At 28.5% G+C, this 22,278-nt stretch carries 23 protein-coding genes and 1 riboswitch; of the genes, 1 reads left to right on the top strand and 22 read right to left on the bottom strand.

All coding sequences use genetic code 11. The features are described 5' to 3' along the window. Window positions 1–163 precede the first annotated feature (163 nt). The 22 genes from KGF41_RS17015 to cobT all read right to left on the bottom strand — a co-directional run bounded on the left by KGF41_RS17015 (window position 164) and on the right by cobT (window position 21,487). Window positions 164–742, bottom strand: a complete 579-nt coding sequence (locus KGF41_RS17015) for a bifunctional precorrin-2 dehydrogenase/sirohydrochlorin ferrochelatase (RefSeq protein ID WP_227829044.1) — start codon at window positions 740–742, stop codon at window positions 164–166. A gap of 167 nt (window positions 743–909) precedes the next feature. Continuing rightward, window positions 910–1,875: a porphobilinogen synthase gene (gene hemB, locus KGF41_RS17010; RefSeq protein WP_227829045.1), complete on the bottom strand. Its 966-nt coding sequence runs from the start codon at window positions 1,873–1,875 to the stop codon at window positions 910–912. Window positions 1,876–1,890: 15 nt separating this feature from the next. After that, window positions 1,891–3,390, bottom strand: coding sequence for a uroporphyrinogen-III C-methyltransferase (gene cobA / locus KGF41_RS17005; protein WP_227857007.1), 1,500 nt, complete (start codon window positions 3,388–3,390; stop codon window positions 1,891–1,893). Beyond that, window positions 3,380–4,285 (bottom strand): hydroxymethylbilane synthase, encoded by a 906-nt coding sequence (gene hemC, locus KGF41_RS17000; protein WP_227829047.1) that lies wholly within the window; start codon window positions 4,283–4,285, stop codon window positions 3,380–3,382. The genes cobA and hemC overlap by 11 nt, the downstream gene beginning before the upstream one ends. 29 nt (window positions 4,286–4,314) lie before the next feature. Beyond that, window positions 4,315–5,793 (bottom strand): cobalt-factor II C(20)-methyltransferase, encoded by a 1,479-nt coding sequence (locus KGF41_RS16995; protein ID WP_227829048.1) that lies wholly within the window; start codon window positions 5,791–5,793, stop codon window positions 4,315–4,317. A gap of 18 nt (window positions 5,794–5,811) precedes the next feature. Beyond that, window positions 5,812–6,564: a precorrin-6A reductase gene (gene cobK, locus KGF41_RS16990; RefSeq protein WP_227857006.1), complete on the bottom strand. Its 753-nt coding sequence runs from the start codon at window positions 6,562–6,564 to the stop codon at window positions 5,812–5,814. Continuing rightward, entirely contained in the window at window positions 6,561–7,286 is a 726-nt protein-coding gene (cobJ, locus tag KGF41_RS16985) for a precorrin-3B C(17)-methyltransferase (protein WP_227829050.1), read from the bottom strand. The genes cobK and cobJ overlap by 4 nt, the downstream gene beginning before the upstream one ends. Next, window positions 7,283–8,422, bottom strand: coding sequence for a cobalt-precorrin 5A hydrolase (gene cbiG, locus KGF41_RS16980; protein WP_227857005.1), 1,140 nt, complete (start codon window positions 8,420–8,422; stop codon window positions 7,283–7,285). The genes cobJ and cbiG overlap by 4 nt, the downstream gene beginning before the upstream one ends. Beyond that, complete coding sequence (locus KGF41_RS16975) at window positions 8,406–9,158, bottom strand: cobalt-precorrin-4 methyltransferase (RefSeq protein ID WP_227857004.1); 753 nt, start codon at window positions 9,156–9,158, stop codon at window positions 8,406–8,408. The genes cbiG and KGF41_RS16975 overlap by 17 nt, the downstream gene beginning before the upstream one ends. Next, window positions 9,151–9,726, bottom strand: a complete 576-nt coding sequence (locus KGF41_RS16970; protein WP_227840578.1) for a decarboxylating cobalt-precorrin-6B (C(15))-methyltransferase — start codon at window positions 9,724–9,726, stop codon at window positions 9,151–9,153. Before KGF41_RS16970 ends, KGF41_RS16975 begins: the two co-directional genes overlap by 8 nt. Continuing rightward, on the bottom strand, window positions 9,716–10,324 hold the full coding sequence (locus tag KGF41_RS16965) for a cobalt-precorrin-7 (C(5))-methyltransferase (RefSeq protein WP_227829053.1): 609 nt from the start codon (window positions 10,322–10,324) through the stop codon (window positions 9,716–9,718). Before KGF41_RS16965 ends, KGF41_RS16970 begins: the two co-directional genes overlap by 11 nt. Beyond that, window positions 10,321–11,550, bottom strand: coding sequence for a cobalt-precorrin-5B (C(1))-methyltransferase CbiD (gene cbiD / locus KGF41_RS16960; protein WP_227857003.1), 1,230 nt, complete (start codon window positions 11,548–11,550; stop codon window positions 10,321–10,323). Before cbiD ends, KGF41_RS16965 begins: the two co-directional genes overlap by 4 nt. A gap of 8 nt (window positions 11,551–11,558) precedes the next feature. Further along, window positions 11,559–12,191 carry a cobalt-precorrin-8 methylmutase gene (locus KGF41_RS16955; protein ID WP_227857002.1) on the bottom strand — a complete coding sequence of 211 codons (633 nt, stop codon included), beginning with the start codon at window positions 12,189–12,191 and terminating at the stop codon, window positions 11,559–11,561. Next, a complete protein-coding gene (locus KGF41_RS16950; protein ID WP_227857001.1) occupies window positions 12,179–13,066 on the bottom strand; it encodes a cobalamin biosynthesis protein in 888 nt (295 codons plus the stop codon). The genes KGF41_RS16955 and KGF41_RS16950 overlap by 13 nt, the downstream gene beginning before the upstream one ends. A 1-nt stretch (window position 13,067) precedes the next feature. Further along, the gene (locus KGF41_RS16945) at window positions 13,068–14,138 is read right to left on the bottom strand and encodes an aminotransferase class I/II-fold pyridoxal phosphate-dependent enzyme (protein WP_227829057.1); all 1,071 of its coding nucleotides are present in this window, start codon (window positions 14,136–14,138) and stop codon (window positions 13,068–13,070) included. A gap of 32 nt (window positions 14,139–14,170) precedes the next feature. Further along, window positions 14,171–15,142, bottom strand: coding sequence for an adenosylcobinamide-phosphate synthase CbiB (gene cbiB, locus KGF41_RS16940; protein WP_227829058.1), 972 nt, complete (start codon window positions 15,140–15,142; stop codon window positions 14,171–14,173). Then, the gene (locus tag KGF41_RS16935) at window positions 15,143–16,519 is read right to left on the bottom strand and encodes a cobyrinate a,c-diamide synthase (RefSeq protein ID WP_227829059.1); all 1,377 of its coding nucleotides are present in this window, start codon (window positions 16,517–16,519) and stop codon (window positions 15,143–15,145) included. 39 nt (window positions 16,520–16,558) lie between these two features. Then, window positions 16,559–18,073, bottom strand: coding sequence for a cobyric acid synthase (locus KGF41_RS16930; RefSeq protein ID WP_227829060.1), 1,515 nt, complete (start codon window positions 18,071–18,073; stop codon window positions 16,559–16,561). 116 nt (window positions 18,074–18,189) lie between these two features. Then, window positions 18,190–18,369, bottom strand: a riboswitch (cobalamin riboswitch). Between the two features lie 64 nt (window positions 18,370–18,433). Continuing rightward, window positions 18,434–19,048 carry a histidine phosphatase family protein gene (locus KGF41_RS16925; RefSeq protein WP_227842862.1) on the bottom strand — a complete coding sequence of 205 codons (615 nt, stop codon included), beginning with the start codon at window positions 19,046–19,048 and terminating at the stop codon, window positions 18,434–18,436. 20 nt (window positions 19,049–19,068) lie between these two features. Then, on the bottom strand, window positions 19,069–19,842 hold the full coding sequence (gene cobS, locus KGF41_RS16920) for an adenosylcobinamide-GDP ribazoletransferase (protein ID WP_227829062.1): 774 nt from the start codon (window positions 19,840–19,842) through the stop codon (window positions 19,069–19,071). A gap of 9 nt (window positions 19,843–19,851) precedes the next feature. After that, window positions 19,852–20,412, bottom strand: a complete 561-nt coding sequence (gene cobU, locus KGF41_RS16915; protein ID WP_227829063.1) for a bifunctional adenosylcobinamide kinase/adenosylcobinamide-phosphate guanylyltransferase — start codon at window positions 20,410–20,412, stop codon at window positions 19,852–19,854. 28 nt (window positions 20,413–20,440) lie between these two features. Next, window positions 20,441–21,487, bottom strand: a complete 1,047-nt coding sequence (gene cobT / locus KGF41_RS16910; protein WP_227436176.1) for a nicotinate-nucleotide--dimethylbenzimidazole phosphoribosyltransferase — start codon at window positions 21,485–21,487, stop codon at window positions 20,441–20,443. Window positions 21,488–21,702: 215 nt separating this feature from the next. On the opposite strand from cobT, the gene KGF41_RS16905 reads away from it, so the two are divergent. Further along, complete coding sequence (locus KGF41_RS16905) at window positions 21,703–21,894, top strand: hypothetical protein (protein WP_227436177.1); 192 nt, start codon at window positions 21,703–21,705, stop codon at window positions 21,892–21,894. Window positions 21,895–22,278 lie beyond the last annotated feature (384 nt).

The following is a 22,278-nucleotide window of genomic DNA, read 5'->3' as shown; positions in this document are numbered from 1 at the left end:
CAAAATATCTGGCTTTATGGTTTGTTTCTTGTTTTATAAATTAACCTACTGTTTAATTTTCAAAGTTCATTTTTCATGTTTGCCCTTTTCTTAAGGACAAGTAATACTATATCACCTTAAAAATAATTCGTCAACAGCTTTTTAATATTTTTTTCAAAAAACTTTATACATTAAACTTTTTTAATTCATCTAAATCAAGTGCTATCAACATATTAAGTATACTTTTTCTTTTATTCTTATCTTGATATTTTTTTATAACTTCTTTTCTAATCTCACCTAACACATTCAAATATTCCTCATAATCCTCAGTATATTTTTCTTCAAGCTCCTTTTTTATTTTTGAAGACAAAGATGGACTTTTTCCCCCTGTGGATACACTTATAAGTAAATCACCTCTTTTTACATAGGATGGAATGGTGAAATTTGATATTTTTACATTATCAACAACATTTACTAGTTTTTTATTTTCTCTGCAATATAATCCTATTTCTAAATTCAACGCCCTATTATCTGTAGCAGCAATTATCACAGAACTACTTTCTATATATTCTTCTTTATAATTGTCTTTTATTATATTTATGTTCCCTTCTAAATCATAAAACTTATTTAAAATATGTTTAGAAACTACAGTAACACTCTTATTAAAATCTAGAAAGTTTTTGCATTTTCTATATGCAACCTCTCCTCCTCCTATTATGACTACATCTAAGTCATCTAATTTTAAGTTAATAGGATATAGCATTTTTACCCTCCAAAATTTTTATTAAATACATAAACAAATATAGAAATTGTAAGGTCACTCATATTTTCATTTACTAGGACTATAGAGTACTAGACTTGTAGATAAAATAGTTTAAAATAACAAATTACAATTTCTATACTTTTCATAATACTTTATATTTTAATAGCTTATTTTCTTAATAATTTAGCAATATCTTTAGCAAAGTAAGTTATTATTATATCTGCTCCTGCTCTCTTTATAGATGTGATTGCTTCAAGAATTACATCTTCATTTAATAATCCTTCTTTAACAGCTAACTTAAGCATAGAGTATTCTCCACTTACATTATAAGCAGCTAAAGGCAAATCAAAATTATCTTTAACTCTTCTTATGACATCTAAATATGATAATGCAGGTTTAACCATAAGTATATCTGCACCTTCTAATATATCAAGTTCCGTTTCTATCATAGCTTCATTGCTATTTGCAGGGTCCATCTGGTATGTCTTTCTATCTCCAAATGATGGTGCTGAATGAGCTGCTTCTCTAAAAGGCCCATAAAAATTTGAAGCGTATTTAACACTGTAAGCCATTATACCGATATTTTCCAGACCATTTTCATCTAAAGCTTCTCTTATTGCTTGTATTCTTCCATCCATCATGTCAGATGGAGCAACCATATCTGCTCCTGCTTTAGCATGACTTACAGATATCTTAGCTAAATATTCTAATGATTTATCATTATCAACATAACCAGTATCTGTTAAAATTCCACAATGCCCATGACTTGTGTACTGACACATACAGACATCTGTTATTACATTTATATTTGAATCTATTTCCTTTATCTTTCTAATCGCTTTTTGTACTATTCCATTCTCATTAAACGCTTGTGATGCACATTCGTCTTTTTCATCTGGTACACCAAATAACATTATATGTTCAATTCCCAAATCTCTTATTTCTTTTATTTCTTCTTCCAACATGTCTATTGATAAGTGATAAACATCTGGTAAAGATTTAATTTCTTCTTTTACATTCTCACCTTCTACTACAAATAGAGGGTATATTAAATCTTCCACATTTACTTTAGTTTCTCTCACCAAATTTCTTATTGCTTTACTTGCTCTTAGTCTTCTTGGTCTTCTTAACATCTCAATCCTCCAAAATTAATTTTCTATAATTAAATCTACTAATCCATTTATTGTAGATGTTGTAGCCTCTTTATATAAATTTATTCCTAAATTATTTATTGTCTCTGTAGTTATAGGCCCTATAGACAATACTTTTATTTTATCTAAGATTTTAATATTTTCTTTTCCTATAATCTCAATAAGATTATTTACTGTTGATGAACTTGTAAATGTTATATAATCTATCTCATTAGAATTTAAAATATCTAATATCTCATTTCTTTTATCTTCATCTATCACTGTTCTATATGTATGTATTTCTGCTACTTCACAAATATCTTTAAGTTTATCAACTAAATAGTCTCTAGCATTTTCCGCTCTAGGTATGAGTATCTTATCATTGTCATTTAAAATTGGTGCTAGCTCTTCATATAATGATTCTGCTACAAATTTTTTTGGTACTATATCTGCTATAATTCCTCTTTTTTTCAATTCACTTGATGTAGCTGAGCCTATAGCACATATCTTTAGATTAGACAATATTCTTGAATCAAAATTCATTTCATAAACCTTCTCAAAAAATATTTCTACTGCATTTTTACTAGTTAGAACTAGATATTTATATTCACTTATATTTTTTATTTCCTTTTCCAATTTAGTATTATCTTGTATTTTTTCTATCTTAATAGTAGGTATCTCTATTGGATTCCCACCTAAATCCATTATCTTTTCGACTAATACACTATTTTGATTTCTAGACCTAGTTACAGCTATACTTTTTCCAAATAAAGGTTTACCTTCAAAGAAATTCAGTTTTTCTCTAAGTCCTACAACACTTCCAACTACTATAAGAGTTGGTGGTTTTACTTCTTCTTTGATAGCAACTTCATATACATTTTCAAGTGTAGATGTAACAACCCTTTGATTATATCTAGTTGCCCAACTTATAAGAGCAACTAGTGTATCTTTGCTTTTTCCCTCTTTCATCAAGTTTTCACTTATTTTCTTCAAGTTAGAAATCCCCATCAAAAACACAAGAGTACCTTTATTGTTTGCAAGAGCATTCCAATTTAATTCTCCACTATCATCACCTTTCAAATGACCTGTTATTACATGAAATGATGAAGCATGGTCTCTGTGTGTTATAGGAATACCCGCATAGCATAAGCCTCCTATTGCAGAAGTTATCCCTGGAACTACTTCAAACTCTATATCTTCATCCACTAGAGTCTCTGCTTCCTCTCCACCTCTACCAAATACATAAGGGTCTCCACCTTTCAAACGAGTCACAAGTTTTCCTTCTTTAGCTTTTTCTGATATAACTCTATTTATATCCTCTTGTGGTAAAATATGATTGCTTGATGCCTTTCCTACATATATAAATTCACAATCTGGTTTAGCTTCTCTTAAGTAACTACTATTTGCTAATCTATCATATACTATTACATCTGATTTTCTTATACACTCTAAACCTTTTATAGTCATGAGTTTATAATCACCTGGTCCTGCACCTACTAAGTAAACCTTACCCTTCATAATTTTCATACTCCTTCAATACAAGTTTAGCTAACTTTAAACCTAACTCTCTAGGAGAAGAAATATCTCCTTCTATGGACTTAATTACTATTTTATTTCCATCTGAATCACCATATAAACCAGTAAGATGTATTTTATCTTGATTTATTTCACAATAAGCCGCCATTGGGATATGACAACTTCCATTCACACCATCTAAAAATCCTCTTTCAGCTAATATTTGGATTTCTGTATCATTATCTTTTAGCGAGTTCACTATTTCCTCAACATCACTATCATTACTTCTTATCTCTATAGCTAAAGCCCCTTGAGCAGGTGCTGGAATAACAACATCAACAGGTAAATAAGAACTTATTTTATCTTGTAAATTAGCTCTTATTATTCCTGATGCAGCTAATACTATTCCATGTAGATTTTCATCTTTGATTTTTCGTATTCTAGTCTCTACATTCCCTCTAACTTGAACTATGTTTAAATCAGGTCTTTGCTTTAATAATTGAAACTTTCTTCTTTTACTCCCTGTTCCGATTACTGCTCCATGAGGTAAATCATCTAAGCTTTTATATTCATCTCTAAGTATTAACACATCTCTTGGGTCTTCTCTTTTAGGTGTATGAGCAAATTTTAGTCCATCTGCTAAATAAGATGGCATATCTTTCATACTATGTACGGCTATATCTATCTGTCCATCCAATAATTGTTGCTCTATTTCTTTTACAAATAATCCTTTATCGCCTATCTTATCTAAGGAAACATTTTGAATTATATCTCCTTTTGTTTTTATAATTTTGATTTCAAAATTAATATGAGGATATTTCTTTTTTAGCTCATTTATTACCCATTCAGTTTGTATAAGTGCTAGATTACTACCCCTAGTTCCAACCACAATATTCATATTAAATCTCCTTTAAGTATTACATTCGTCTATTTTATTTTGTTATCTTTATTTACTAGTATTGTAGAAAAATAAGATATCTTATCTTCAAGGTGTGCTTCTCTTAAATCCTTAAATACAGTTTCACTATCTTGAGACGAATTACTAACTAAAATAGCATGTTCTATCAGATTATATTTTTCTAATTTTTTTATTATTTCTTTAAAATTCTTATACACTTTCATTAACACTATGGAATTATAATTTTGTAGAGCATTCTCTATCTTATCATCTTCCATAGTACAAGGAACTACTACTAATGCTTCTCTATCCATAACCAATGGAAAATTTTGATTAGATGCTATATTCGAAAATGAAGAAATTCCTGGTATAGTTTCTACTTCTATCTCATCTACTATTCTGTTCATTATATACACATATGTACTATAAAGCATAGGGTCACCCAGTGTTACAAATCCTACATTTTTTCCATTATTAACATCTAAGATAATTTCCTCTGCTACATTGTCCCAAGCTAGTTCTTTTTCATTTCCGTCAAAACTCATTGGGAAATGTCTAGATTTTATCTCTAATGATTCTGGTAAATATTCATTAACTATTGATAATGCCAAACTTTCTCCACCCCTTTTTGACTCTGGAGTGTATAAAATATCTAGTTCTTTTAGAGTATTAACTGCTTTTATTGTAAGTAAAGAGCTATCTCCTGGTCCTGTTCCTATACCATAAAACTTAGCAGTTTCTGCACATTTAAGAGCATGACGAACAAATTTATCTTGTATATAAGGATTTTCTCCTAGCCCTTTTAAATGAATTTTCACATTAAATCCATTATCTTCAAGTATTGTCTTCCAAGAATCCTCTTCATCTCCTGCCATATCATTTATAGCATGGTCACCTGCAACTAGCATAAATGGCATTAAATTTATAGTTTTTATATTTCCTTCTTTTAATCTTCTCATTACATGTTCTATTTCTGGATAACCTTCAACTGTACCAACATAAGCATTTACTCCATTATCTCTAAGCATATATTCTAAGGCTGGGTATGCTGAATGAGACTCATGAACTGTTCCATGTCCCATAAATACTACTGCTTCATCACTTTCCATATGAGGAATTTGATGTTTAATTGCCTCTACTGATTCTTGATAGTCCTCTATGTGAGTAAGTAAAGGTCTACCTAATACAAGTTTTTTAAATTTAGAAGAATAGCTTTCTACTTGTTCTTTTAGCTTATTAAATTCTTCTCCACATATAATATGAAGCGTTTGAATTATTACTTCTTCATACCCTTGCTCATATATTTTATCTAAAGCTTGTATAGGGTTGTCTATTTCTATGCCATCTCTTTTCTTTATTTTGTTTATTATCATGTTTGATGTATAAGCTCTAAAAAAATCATAATTTTTTAATGAATTTTTTATTTTATTTTCACATGCATCTATTGTCTTTTCTCTTGTTTCATGATAGCTTGTCCCAAAACTTACTACTAATAAGGCTTTCTTCATATCTTCTCCTCCTAAAAATCACACAATTACGTCTTTAATTTTATTTATGTCATTAATTACATTTTCATAGTTAATCGATTCTCGTTTAATAATTACTACTGGTATATTGAGATTTTTACATGCATTTACTTTTTCTAAAAAACCTCCTGCTACCCCACTTTCTTTTGTTATAACTAAATCTACATCATAATGTTTATATGTTTCTTCGTTTATACACTGGCTAAACGGACCCTTCATTGCTATTATATTGTCTGCATTTAAACCTAATTTTTCACAACTTAAGATAACTTCACTTGTTGGAAGAACTCTAACCACTAAATTTTTATTACTTATTTCTTCTACAAATCTGTTTAAGTTTTTACTTCCTGTTCCTATAAATATATTTTTTCCTATTTTATTTGCAATTTTACAAGCTTCTTCAATTGTATTTACTATAAACTTATTGTCATAATTTATTTCTTCTATTAAGGATTTTCTTTCAAATCTTATATATTCTATGTTTGATAAATTTGCACAAGTAATAGCATTTTTAGATACTTCAACTGCATAAGGATGAGTAGCATCTATTATTCTAACTATATGATTATCCTTTATAAACCTTAGCATCTCTTCTTTTCCAAGCTTACCTAAAACTATATTATTTGCATGTTTTTGTGCAAGTTCTTTTCCATATTCTGTAGTTACTGAAAGTACATAGGGATGATTTCCCAATTCATTTATTCTATCACATATGGCTAAACTATCTGAAGTTCCTCCTAAAATCAAAATCATACTGTATAACCTCTTGGAGTTATCATCAGTTCACCATCAATATAAGTAGATTTATTTCCGATTATAACCATAGTAGTCATATCAACTTTTTCAAAATCCATATTCTCAAAAGTACATATAAACTTAGTTTCTTTTTCTCTACCTACATCTTTGACGACTCCAACAGGTGTATTTCCATCTTTAAACTCTCCCATTATTTTAAATGCTTTACTTAGATGTTCACTTCTTCCCTTACTTCTTGGATTATATAGACATATTACAAAATCAGCTTCTGCAGCTAACTTTAATCTTTTTTCAATTACTTCCCATGGAGTCATTAAATCACTTAAACTTATATGGCAGAAATCATGCATAATAGGTGCTCCAAGTATAGCCGCTGCACCAATACTAGCAGTAACACCTGGAATTACTTTAACTTTTATATCTTCACTTTCCTTAGATATTAATTCTAAAATAAGTCCTGCCATTCCGTATATACCAGCATCTCCACTACTTATAACTGCTACTTTTTTCCCTTTTTTTGCTTCCTCTACTGCTTGTTTACATCTATCAACTTCTTGTCTCATACCATTTTGAATTACTTCTTTATCACTTATAAATTCTTCTATTAAATTTATATAAGTCTTATATCCAACAATAGCCTCAGAGTCCTCTATTGCTTTTATCGCCTCCAAAGTCATTGTATCTTTACTGCCTGGTCCAATTCCTACAACATATATCATATTTTTATTCTCCCTACTGAAAAAGTTATTCCTTTACATTTATGTTTTTCAACTATTAAGTTCCCTTTACTTAAAAGATATGCTACAGGTTCTGCTACTGAATATACACCTACATTTTTTTTCACAAAATCAGATTTATCAAACATATCATCAACCTTGGATATTTCATCCCTTGAAAATGTCTTAAATGGCACTTTTAGTTTTTTTGCTAAATCAATGATTGCCTTTTCATCTTTTTTTAGTTCTATACTCCCAATTATTTTCACAGCTTTAATATCTATATTTTGTTCCTCAAAAAATTCTAGTAAAGAATCAAACATCAACTTACTATCTGTGTCTTTTCTACACCCAATTCCTATAACTATATCTTTTGGAATCACTTTTATTATTTTTTCTCTGTAATAATTATGCGTAAAGTTATTATCCATCTCTAAATTATCTATCTCTAAACTTTCAATATCTTTAGTAAAATTTATCTTGTTGCTTACTATAACTATTCTTTCTATATAGTTATTTAAACAACTACCTTTTAATTCTTTACTACTTTTTATAAGCTTAAATCCTCTAGTGTCAACTTGATAGCCTTCCTCAACATACAAACCAACACATTTACCATTTACTAACATAGAATTTACTTCTTTTACATTTTCTCTAAAGTTATCAATATAAGCATTTAATTTTTTTGCTATCATATCTAAAGAAGCTTTTTGGTTTACATCAGTAGCTGTTGTTATTACTGGATTCGCATTGATAAGACTACTTATATAATGTGTTAAACTATTTGCTCCTCCAACATGTCCACTCAATAAACTTATTACATTTTGTCCTTTCTCATCTATCACTAGAATGGCAGGGTCACTAAACTTGCTTATTATATATGGTGCTATACTCCGTACAACTATCCCTGTCGCCATTATAAATATTATGTACTCAAATTTATTAAATACCTCTCCTACAAAATCACTTAGTTTCTTTTGTATTATTTGTACAGAATCTCCCTGACTGATAACTAAAGTACCTTTTTTATTTTTTATTTGATATACAACACAATTGTCTACTAAAGATTCTATCTTTATAGCTAAATTTTTTCCGTTTTCTGTAATACAAATTATAGCGATATTACCCTCTATACTCATGTTTAAAATCCTTATCATATAACTTTGAATTATTATATTCTTCTCCTAAAAATCTACCTACCATTATTAAAGCCGTTTTATTTATGTTATTTTCTTTAACTTTTACAGTTATATCATTTAAAGTTCCTTTAACTATTTTTTCATCCGCCCACGTAGCTTTATATATAACTGCTATAGGTGTGTCCTTTGGATAACCGCCTTCTAATAATTTAGACACAACCTTTTCAATCTCTTGAACAGATAAAAATATTACCATAGATGTCTGATGCTTAGCATAAGATTGTATTGATTCCTTTTCAGGAACTGGAGTCCTTCCTTCCATTCTCGTTATAATGACACTTTGAGAAATTTCAGGAACTGTATATTCCACTCCTAGAGATGAAGCTGCTCCTAAAAAAGAACTCACTCCTGGTGTACAATCATAGTCTATATTCAATTTATTTAAATCTTCCACTTGTTCTCTAATTGAACCGTATATAGAAAAATCTCCTGTTTGTAATCTCACAACAGACTTGTTATTTTCTATACCATCTCTCATAACATCTATTATTTCTTGTAAATCCATATGTGCACTATTATGTATTTGACAATCTTCTTTACAGTATTCTAAAAGCTCAGGATTGACAAGTGACCCTGCATATATTACTACATCTGCATTACTTAATAGTTTATACCCTTTCAAAGTTATTAGTTCTTTGTCTCCAGGTCCTGCTCCTACAAAATGTACTTTATTCATCATCATTTTCCCCTTTTTCACAAGATATTATATATATAGGATTTAGTGGTTTAAAATATTCACCTTTTCCCAGTTTCTCTAGTTTAGAAACATTTAAAACACATACATCTATTTCTTTAAATCCATATTTTCTAAGTAACTTTAGAGTTTGATTAAATGTTTCTATGATTATAAAATTAGCTACAAGTCTTCCTCCTGTAATTAAAGTTTTTTTAGACCACGCTATTATTTCTTCTAAGTTATTTCCAGTACCCCCAAGAAAAATAGAGTCAACTTTAGTATTTAAATTTATATTTATCGGAGCATAGCCATTTATTACTTCTACATTTTTTAAATTAAATTTTTTGATATTTTTTTCTATAAGCTCTACAGCATCATCATTTTTCTCTATAGATATAACATTTAAATTGGGATAGTTATATGCAGCTTCAATGCTTACACTTCCTGTACCAGCACCTATATCTATGAAATTCTTAGCATTTACTAAATTTAGTTTGCTTATTGATATTGCTCTAACTTCTTCTTTAGTAATTGGAACCTTACCTGTTATAAATTCACTATTCTTCATCTAAAATCACCACAACATTCATTCCGAAATTGTCCATTCTTATTATTTCTTCTGGCTTTGCTATTGTTATTTTTTCATTGTTGTATGATAAATTCTCACCTACAACAATAATTTTATTTAAATTTCTATCTATTATTTCTTTACTTATTTGCTTTGGCCCTATCTTAGAATCTGTAACCATACATACTTTTTTATGTGATAGTATATAATCGAAATCTGGTATTTTACCATGACTACTGGTAATATATAAATCATTCATATCAACATATATCCTTGAAAATATATATTGTAAAGAACTAATTCCAGAAACCATATTTAACATCTTATTATCAATATTTTTAGATAAATACTTACCTATACCATATATCAATGGGTCACCTGAAGCTATTATTGATATTTGCTTTTCACTATTGTTATTTATATACTCTACAATTTCTCTTAAATTAGAATCTAATATTATTTTTTCTCCTTCAAAGTTTTTTACAGATTCTAAATTTCTTCTGCCACCAATTAATACATCTGAAGTAGAAATTAAATTTTCACCTTTTTTTGTTATATAGTCCAAGTTACCAGGCCCCAAACCTATTATATTTATCATATAAAAACCTCCACTAAAGCATCTGTATTATCTGATTTTCCTAACAAAGACTTATCCATTGAAAAAATTATTACTTCTACATCAATATCATCTACATCTTCATTTAAATACTGCTTTACTCTATCTCTACATTTATTACTCAATATATTATAAACCTGTTTATATTCGCTATTATTTATTAACTCTACAGCTTCTTCAGCCGTTAAACACTGATTTATTTTATGTAAAAATTCATGTGTAGCTCCCATTAAAGCTAGATTTGCCACTAATATCTCACTTCTAGCATCAGCTACTTTACTATGAGTATTAAAAATTCCAGCTGATACTTTTATAAATTTACCTATATGCCCAGCCATCAATATTTTTTTATATCCTATTCTTTGAGCCTCTTTAATCATATAACCGATAAAATTACTGGTTCTTACTACATACTTAATATCTAAGTTCAGTTTCTCCCTTATAAATTGTTCTCCATGATTTCCTGGAACTAATATTATTTTGTCTAAACCTTGTTCTTTTTTCATTTGGAGCTCTATAGATAAAGATTTTTTCCATCCCTCATCGCTCATAGGCTCAACTATCCCAGTTGTACCTATTATAGATATTCCTCCAACTATTCCTAACCTTGGATTAAATGTTTTTTTTGCGATTTCTTCTCCTTGTGGAGCAAAGATTGTTATTTTTAAAACTTTATCATCATACCCAAACATAGATTCATAATCACTTTCTATAAGCTTTATTATTTCTTGATTTATCATCCTTATTGGAGTTGGATTTATAGCAGGTTTACCAACACCTACACTTAATCCTTTTTTAGTTACTACTCCAATACCAGTTCCACCATAGACCCTAATAAATTTATAGAGTTCACTTTGACACTCTTCACTAATATTTATGTTATCAATATTTTCTAAGGTAAGATAATTATTGCTATCATCAGTTTTAGATATAATTTCAGCTCTTGCATAGATATCCATAGTATGTGTTGCATCTATATCATCTCCACCATCTTTTTTTACAGAGCATTCTACAAAGTCATCAGAAATGTTTACATTATCAACATTTAATGATAGCGGTATTCCCTTAGGAGTATCTATGTTTATAGTATCAATTTTATTTTTTGTAATCATCATATATACAGCAGCCTTAGATGCACCTGTAGCACAAGAACCTGTAGTATAACCTCTGCGATACTTTTTCCCATCTATATATACATATTCTTCCATATAGATACCTACATGGCATATAAGATAGCATTTACTATTGCTGCTGCTAAATTACTACCACCTTTTCTACCTTTAGAAATTATATATGGTATATCTGTCTTTTCAACTTCATCTTTTGACTCTTGTGCTCCTACAAAACCTACTGGAACTCCTATAACTGCATCTACATCCAATTTTCCTTCTGATTTCATTTCCATGACTTTATATAAAGCTGTTGGTGCATTCCCAAGTACAAATATCTTTCTTCCTTCTTCTTTTGCTGCAATTTCTACAGCTGCCATGGAACGGGTAATACCTTTTTCTTTAGCCACTTTTGCAGTCTCATCATCTGCTACCAAACATTTATATTTGCATCCCAATGCTTCCAGCTTCTTTTTATTTATTCCACTAAGAGCCATATTTGTATCTGTATAAATACTTGCATTATTTTTTAGTGCATTTATTATACTATCAACTGCCTTTTCTGATATTTTTAATATATCCAAGTAATCAAAATCAGCAGTAGTATGTATAGCTCTTTTTATTATTTTTTCTTCAATCTCATCTTTAAATTTATAATCTGGTCTGATTTCAGCTATTATTCCTTGTATTAATTCAAAACTTCTCTCTTCTATTTTCATAGGATTCTTTATGTATTCCATTCTACTTCCCCCTTAATTCCACCATCTATTATATCCAAGGTATAGATTTTATTATAAACAGAATTTATATTAGACTCATATAATACATCTATTAATTTCTTATCATTCATAAGCTTATCAATTAAAATACCTATTACTGTACCACTATGGGCAATATTTACTCCATAGGCTCCATATAGCTTGGATATTTTTATTATTTCATTTAAGTATTCTTTTTTTTCTATATTTTCATTTGCTAAACTACTTAATGTACAAGCCTCTCCAACTAAGGATAAATCATCTTTCTTCAGACCTTCTTCTAAAAGAGCAAATGACTTTTTTATAGTTTCCTTATTTTCGATTTTTAACTTACTATAATCTTTCCTCATTCTAATTTTCATCGTATCTAATACTTTATTAGGTTCAAGAATTATAACTTTTGCATTAGTTATATTTCCTAAGTATTTTATAACAGTGCCATTTAGAGGATTAAATATACTATTTTTATTTATAAATATAGAGTCTGTTGGTTCTATTTCTGCTGCCAATTTCGATATTTCTTCACTGTTTAAATCTTTATCTATCAACGATAATGTTGCTTTTATAGTAGCTCCTATATCGGCTGTCGAACTTGCCATTCCTTTTCCAACAGGTATTTTACTGTTTATATTTAAAGAAATGTTTTTGGTATCTTTTTTAGGCAAATTAAATTTTTCAAATACCTTTTCTATAGCTATTCTTGATTTATGTCTACCTAAATTTATATCTTTTAATTTCTCTTCAATACATACCTTAGAATACATATTTATAGCATATGAACATAGATATTCTTCATCATCTATTATCCCTTGAACAAACTCTCCACATGATGCTGGGCATATTCCATAAGATTTCATTTTAATCTCCTAATAAATTTTTTATATTTTCTATAAGAATTTTATTATCTTCATGAGATTTTATAGCTATCCTTATAAAACTGTCATCCAATCCTATAAAGTTAGACGCATCTCTAACCAATATATTTCCACGCTTAAACAAATCTTTTTTTAACTCATCAGCTATCTTCTTATAAAGTTTTATTAGGATAAAATTAGCATCTGTATCATAAACTTTTATGTTTCTTATATCTTTTAACTCTTGTAACATGTATTTTCTTTCTTTTATGTAGAACTCTTTACTATTTCTAATATAATCTTTATCTTCAAAAATAAAATTGGATAGCATATCAGCAAAAGAATTTATAGTCCAGGGTTCTTTATACTCATAAATTTTATCCATAATCTTGCTATTACTTGTAAGACCATATCCTAATCTTAAACCAGGCATTCCAAAAAATTTAGTCACAGCCTTAATTATAAATATATTTTTATTTGACTCTATATATTTAACTAAACTATATTCATTTTCATTTTCAACAAATTCCATAAAAGTTTCATCAATTATTAGCATCTTATTGTTTTCATTTAGTAAACAAACAAGTTCCTTTAAATCTTGAACATTCCCACTAGGATTATTAGGATTACATATAAATAAACTATCAAATTTTTCAATTTTATTTTTTACTGTATCTATATCAAGTTTAAAATTATTATTTGAATCTAATTCTAAATCTATAATATCTATATTATTTAATTTGGCACTTCTTCTATACTCTGAAAAAGTGGGGTTTATTATAGCCAATCTTTTTTTAATACTCTTCATAAGCAAATAAATTATCTCTGTTGCTCCATTTCCAGGTATTATAAAGTTTGGATTTATATTTATATATTTTGAGATATTTTTTCTCAAGTTTGTATAATTTATATCTGGATAATTCCTACATTCATCTAACCCTCTTAAAATATATTTTTCTAAATTTGGCAAAACCTTTGGATTTATATTTGAACTAAAATCTATTATTTCTTTTGGGTCTTTCCCATACAATTTTGCCATTTCGTCTACATTAGCACCATGCCCCAAATCCTTCATCTACATCCCCCTTAAATTAGTACACAATTAAGTTATATAATTAAGTTAATAAAAATCATCCTACATGCCACAGATATCAGCGTAAATGCTAATATAGAAGTCAATGAAGAGGCATACATAATTTTATTTGTTTTAATTATATCTTCTCTATCTATCACTCTAATTTTATCTCCTATTGTTGGCTTATATACTTTTTGCCCAGAATAAACATTGGTTCCTCCTAGTTGAATTCCTAAGGCTCCTGATATTGCACCTTCTGAAAAAGCACAATTTGGACTTTTATGATTTTTTCTATCTCTAATAGAAATTTTAAAACAACTCTTATAGTTATAACCAAGAAAAAAACTCCCTATAGTCATAAGAATAACAGATATTCTTGCTGGTATATAATTAGCTATATCATCAATTTTAGCAGAAGCAAAGCCAATATCTTTGTATTTTTCATTCTTATATCCAACAGTTGAGTCAAGGGTGTTTATAGCTTTATACGCCATAGCAAGTGGTGCTCCTCCAATAAATGCATAAAGCATAGGTGCAATTATACCATCTACAGTATTTTCTGCCACAGTTTCTACAGTTGCTCTTATTATTTCAGGTTCACTTAAATTAGTTGTATCTCTACCCACTATATAAGATAGCTGCATTCTGGATTTCTCTATGTCTCCAGTCTTTAATACATTATAAATTTTTATAGCTTCATCTTTTAAACACTTTGTTGCTAACGTCGTATAAATTATGAACCCATTTACTATGATACTTAATAATACATTAAAACTACATAGCTTCACTATAACATAGGTTACTAAGTAGGTTATTCCAACAGTTACAAACCATAATATAAATCCACCAATTTTTAACTGCTTTCCATTTTTAGAGACCTTTCTTATTATTCCTTGGATAAAATTTATAAGTTTTCCAATAAATCTTACTGGATGAGGAAAAGAATATGGGTCTCCTACAATTAAATCTGTTATATACCCTATATAAATAGATAAAATATTCATTTACTCATTTCCCTTTTCCAAAAAATTTTCTATGCAGTTTAAATTATTATAAAAATGTGTGTGAAGGTATGTTGCCAGTGTATTTCCTTTGCTATAACCTCCATCCCATTCTTCTATTAAATTTCCATCTCTTTCTTTTTTCATTGAATATGCACATTTTTCATCACTTTCAAATATTGAATGATGAAACTCATGCCCTTTAATAATTTCTCCTGCTTTAGATAAAATTGTATTTTCTTTAGCTACACCAAGGCAATATCCAAACCTCTTTAGAGAAGCTGTCATCTTACTAGTTCCATTAAATATACCAACCATATTAAATTCTTGTTCTTCTTGATTAAGTAACTTCTCACCTAAGTACATTAATCCACCACATTCTGCATAAATAGGAATATTATTATTATGTGCTTCTAATATAGAGGCTCTCATTGATTCATTTGCTTCTAGTTCTTTCCCAAATATCTCTGGAAAACCTCCTCCAATATAAATATAATCTGAATTTGGTACTGATGTATCTTCAAGAGGACTAAAATAGTTTACTTCTAATCCAAGTTCCTCTAAAAGTTCTATGTTTTCCCTATAATAAAAATTGAATGCCTTATCATATGCTATGGCTATTGATTTATCCTTAATCTGTTCTTTTATCTTATTATTTTCTATTAAATTTTGAAAATCAAAACTACTCTCAAATTCATCACTTTCTGAGATTTCGATTATTCTATCAATATCTATGTAGTTTTCAATCTCATCAGCTAAAGTATAAAACTTTTCTCTTAAAGATTTCATCTCCACACTAGGAATTAGACCTAGATGTCTAGATTCCAATGAAAATTTATTATTTGGAGGAAAATATCCCAACACTTCGATATTACAATATTTCTCTATAGAGCTCTTAATTATTTGATAATGGCTCTTAGTTTTTACATTATTTACTATAACACCTTTTATATCCACATCTTTATCTAGTTCCCTATATCCTAGTACCATAGCTGCACTAGATGCTGCCATAGATTTTCCATTTATAACTAGTATAACTGGAGCTTTTAATACCTTAGAAGTATGTGAACTTGTGCAGTTATCTAAATCTATCCCAAAACCATCATATAATCCCATAACTCCTTCTACTACTGAAATATCTGCATCCTTTGAAGATTTATTTACTATATACTTTATCTTTTCATCATCTAACATATAAGAATCCAGATTTCTAGAATGTCTTCCAGTTATAAATGTGTGATATGAAGGGTCTATATAGTCTGGCCCTACTTTATACGGCTGTACTTTCATATTTCTCTTAACTAAAGCCTGCATTATTCCTAATGATATTGTAGTTTTCCCAACTCCACTGCTAGTACCTGCAATCAAAATCTTTTTCATAATACACCTCCTACCTAAAGTATAAATATAAAGTCATTCTTATTTCATAATTTCATATATCTTCTCTATGTCTAAATGTTCTCTTAAGAAATCTGCCAATTTATCATACTCTTTATCTTTAAACTCATCAAAAGAACTTACAGTACTTTCTAATACTTTTAATCCCTTTTTCTTCCTTATATTATTTAAAATTGCTCTTGTAAAATCTATTTCATCAAATATTCCATGAAGATAAGTACCAATTACATTACCTTCTTTATTTACACTTCCTTCAGTATAATTGACTTCTTTATCTAGTTTTTTTGTTATCAAATCTAAACTACTTACTTTATTACTACGATTTGTAATTCCCATATGTATTTCATAACCTTTTACTTTCTTACCTTTAAGGTCGTTCATATATTCACCAGCACATTCAATAATGGTAGCTTCTACTTGAGTTGTAGTCTTTTCCTCTTCAAATATTGTTTCTGTATCTAAAAGACCAATTCCATCTAATTCTTCAATTTCACTTTCAACATGATAAGGGTCTTTTAATTTTTTACCTAACATTTGATACCCACCACATATTCCAAATATCAATTTACCCTGACTATGTAAGTTTTTAATTTGTGACTCAAGACCACTTTCTCTTATGTACTTTAAATCATCTATAGTACTTTTAGTTCCAGGTATTATCAATATATCTGGATTTCCTATAGCTTCTCCATAGTCTACATATCTAAGGCTTACATCTTCTTGTGTTTCAAATATATTAAAATCTGTAAAATTTGACATATGTGGAGTTCTAATTATTTCTATATGTATATCATTTTTATCCATTTTTTTCTTAAATCTAGTTGTTACACTATCTTCATCTTCTATTTTTATATCCATATAAGGAACCACACCTAAAACAGGTACTTTTATAATATCTTCAAGCATCTTTAAACCATCTTGTAGGAGTTCCTTTTTTCCTCTAAATTTATTGATTATTACTCCTTTGACTCTTTTTCTCTCATCATCATCTAATAAAAGCATTGTACCTGCTAATGATGCAAATACTCCACCTCTATCAATATCCCCAACTATTATTACTGGTGCATCTGCTATTTTTGCCATACCCATATTGGATATATCTCTATCTTTTAAATTTATCTCCGCAGTACTCCCTGCACCTTCCATAACCACAATGTCATACATTGAACTTAAATTATTAAAGGTTTCTTTTAATACATCTACCAATTCTAGCTTATAATCATGATATTCAGATGAAGGCATCTCTCCTACAACTTTTCCTCTTACAATCACTTGACTTTTATGATTTCCAGAAGGTTTTAATAAAACTGGATTCATATCTGCTATCGGCTCTATTTTTGCAGCTTCTGCTTGAAATACTTGTGCTCTTCCCATTTCTAATCCTTCTTTAGTTATAAAAGAATTTAAAGCCATATTTTGCGACTTAAAAGGAGCAACAGTATAACCATCTTGTTTAAATATTCTACACAATCCTGCTGATAAAATACTCTTACCTACATTTGATGCAGTTCCCTGTAGCATTACTTTTTTACCCACTTTCTCCCCTCCTTAAAGTTAAATTTTACCTATAAATAAACTAAAAAAAGTCCTAGTGCTTCTAAAGCTAGGACTTTTATATATATTAATTAAAAATCTTTCACCCCGAAGACCTCATGTTTTAAATTAAATTAGGCAGGTATCCTGGCTTAACTTCATCCTACTTCCATAACCTTCCCATCAAATTGACAGTGGTATTTATAGTTTCGTTGGTTTCACAGTAGCGGGGGCTGCAAAGGCATCTAACCTTTTTCCCTTTTTACATCTCATTGAGAACCTAATTTTAATCTAGTATTCTATTTTTGTTAGTAATTTTATAAGCACATATCGTTTAATATTTAATATTTAATTTATATTGAATTATATAAATTCAGTAAAATTCATTTTATTTATTACAGTAAATCCATTATCAACTTCCAAAATTGTAATAGATGCATTATCAATTTTAAAGTTCCAATGATATTTATAACTACCAGAAATCAAATATGTTATTATATTTCTTATTGTACCTGCATGAGAACATATAAGTATTGTTTTTCTATTTAAATAATCATCATTTTCTAAAATTATATTGTCAATCTCTTTTGCTATTCTTTCATATGAATCTATCAAGCTTTCCCCATTTGGGTATCTATAATTGCTACCTTCTTCTATCATTTTTTCAAATTCTTTTGGATATTTAACTTTTATCTCTTCAAAAGTTATTCCTTCAAAGTCTCCAAAGCTAATTTCTCTTAGATTTTCTCTTTCTTCTATTTCTATTGATTTCAGCTTTGATATTTTCTCTATTGTATCTTTAGTACGTGAAGATGGAGTTGTGTAAATCTTATCTATACTTTCACTACTCATATATTTTGTAATTTTATTTATTTGTAATTTACCTTCTTCACTAATATAACTATTTATATGACCTGATAATCTTCCTTTTTCATTATCAGTTGTCAAAGCATGTCTTATTAATATTAATCTTATCACATTATCACCACTTTTTAGTTTTAAATAAACATAAAAATTAACAAATATATATAAATCAAATATACAAGTTCTGAAAGTTCTATTCCACAACCCAATATATCTCCTGTTACTCCATCAATTTTTTTGTAAATATGATTTTTAAACAATATTATAAATATAAAAACTACTATAGCTGAACATAATACTTTAATCAATACTATATTAGGCACTAAAAATATTAATTTAGCAATAATACTAACTATCAATAATGTGTATATTATAGCTGTTATTAACATACTTGTAGTCAATTTTCCTATAAATAAATTCCCCATTCCTTTTGCTCTTGGTGTTACTGTTTTATATGTCAATAACATTACTCCTAACCTTGCAATCATTGGCATGAATATTATAACCCATAGTGAATTATTACTTATAATACTATATACAAATCCAATCTTTAATAAAAGTACAAACATAATTGCTAAAAGCGAATTTGTACCTAATCGAGAATCTTTCATTATTTCAAGCATTTTCTCTTTATCTCTATAACTGTATATTGCATCAAATGTATCCCCTAATCCATCTATATGAAGCCCTCCAGTAATCAAAACACCAGCAAGTGTTATTATAATTGCACATATAAATGGCTGAAACAAAAGTATAGAAACCCATCCTATTAAGTAAGTTAATATACCAATAACAAGACCTACAAGCGGAAAATATACTATAGATTTGTAAAATTCATCATCAAACCCTACATCTAATTTTATAGGTATTCTTGTCAAAAACTGTAGTATCAAAATAAATCTTTTCATAGTCACATACTACTCCTTTATTTTCATAGGTATGCCACTAACTACAAAATAAACTTCATTGCTTTTTGATGCTATATATTGATTTATACGACCTACAATATCAGTATATATTCTACTAAGTTTATTTCCAGGAACAATTCCCATACCTAATTCATTTGTCACAAATACAAAATATAGATTTGTTTTTTCTATTTCTTTAATAAGTTTACTAATTTGTTCTTTTATGTACTCTTCCAATTTATTTATTTCTTCTTGAGTAGATTCTTCTATGTTTAAATTATGTGAAAACATTAAATTATTTACTAATAGTGTTACACAGTCTAGTATAACAGTTTCATGTTCTTCATATATATTTTTAATTATAGAATATATGTCTTCATATATTTCATATGTCTTCCAACTTTTAGGTCTACTCTCTTGATGCTTCCTTACTCTATCTTTCATCTCATCATCAAATGGAATAGATGTCGCTATGTAAGCTGTGTTATTATTCCTATCTAAACATAATTTTTCTGCAAAATTACTCTTTCCTGACCTAGCTCCTCCTGTTACCAGAATAATTTGACTCATCAAAACACTCCTAAATATATTAAATTTTTTATCGACCCATATCTATCTCATCAAAAGTCGCCATATTTTTGTAAGTATAATTTGAAGCTTCCACTATATTAAATGCCAAAGCAGCTCCACTTCCTTCACCTAATCTCATATCCATATTTAGTATAGGGTCTAATTTCAATATATCTAATGCTCTTTTAGTTCCTGATTCTGCTGATAAATGTGATGCTATCATATATTCTCTAGTTTTTGGATTTATTTTATAAGCAATTAAAGCAGCAGCATAAGAAATAAATCCATCTATAACAACTGGAATTCTATTAGCACTACATCCTAATATAACACCTGCCATTGAACCTATTTCAAATCCACCTACTTTAGATAAAATATCTACACCATCAGTTGGATTTGGATTGTTAATTTCAATAGCTTTTCTAATTACATCAGCTTTATGTTTTAATCTTTCTTTTTTAAGACCTGCACCTATACCTGTCACTTCTGATGGGTCACATCCTGAAATTACAGATATTATTGCAGTACTTGGAGTAGTATTTGCTATACCCATCTCTCCAATACCAATTACTTTATAATCTCTTTCTATACATTGCTCTGCTATTTCAATTCCTATTTCTAAGCATCTTATAGCCTCTTGTTTGCTCATGGCTGGTCCCTTTGCCATATTTGAAGTACCTTTTCTTATCTTATAATCTAATACTCCATCTAGTTTTTCATCACAATTTATTCCTACATCTACAGCTACAACATCTGCTCCTACAAATTTACTTATTACTCCAACGCCACATAGCCCTTTTGAGAAATTTGGAAATTGTAACTTTGTTATGTCCTGAGGGTCAGGCGCAACTCCTTCTTCATATACTCCATGATCTCCAGCAAAAGCAATTATAACTTTTTTAGTTGTATCAAAATTTTCATTACCAAATATCCCTGCTAATTGCATGCAAATATCTTCTATCTTTCCTAAGCTTCCAGTTGGATGTATAAGCCTGTCCAACCTCTGTTTTGCTTTTTCAATAGAAGACTTATCTAGAGAATATATATTCCTTGATATACTTTCTAATAAACTCATTTTCTATCCTCCCAATATTATTTTTTTTAATTATCTTTTTAGATAAAAAATACTCTTATTTTCTAAAAATTTCAACTTTTTCTTTTTATTTTTACATACATATAAAGATTATTCTACATTTTATCTTAATTTCCTTTATTTTACATTTCTAATTTGCATACAATCACATACTTTTTGTAAAAATATAATTAAAAGAACTTTAAGGAGTTGATATTGTGGATGATTTTTCTAAATTAAAAAATTTATATGAAGATGGATATAGATGTATTTATCATAATTGTGTTGATAATAATTATACTATCTATCTTAAGAATTTTTATACGGAAGGTACAGAAACTGTAGAGTTAAGTAGTGAATCAGATTTTTCACAATTTAAAGATTATATAGATGGACTTAGAATGTCTTAATTCTTTGGGAACCCATTAAAATAGGGAGTTTAACAACTCCCTATTTTGAAGTCACAATTTTTTTAATAAGCTTTAAAAGTTCGTCTCGGTTTACTTCTCTTTGTTTTTTTCTGTCTTTATACTCTTGAAAGTTAACAACTTTTGTATTTGGTTTTTCCATAAACTCACTTCCCATTTAACATTATTAACTTATCTTAATATATTTAATTCTATACAATTTATCTATTTCCTTCTATTTATAATACAAAATTTCTTAAATAATCCCAAATTTTCAAAACAAAATTTTCAAAATATACTAAAATCTACCTTTCAAATATAATATCAAATACGATTTAATACTTGTTATACTTTATAGTATAATATACTAATAAAGTATAATAAAGG

The sequence above is a fragment of the Clostridioides sp. ZZV14-6150 genome (assembly GCF_020657875.1).
Lineage (GTDB): Bacteria > Bacillota > Clostridia > Peptostreptococcales > Peptostreptococcaceae > Clostridioides.
This window is presented reverse-complemented; position numbering and strand designations above follow the sequence as displayed.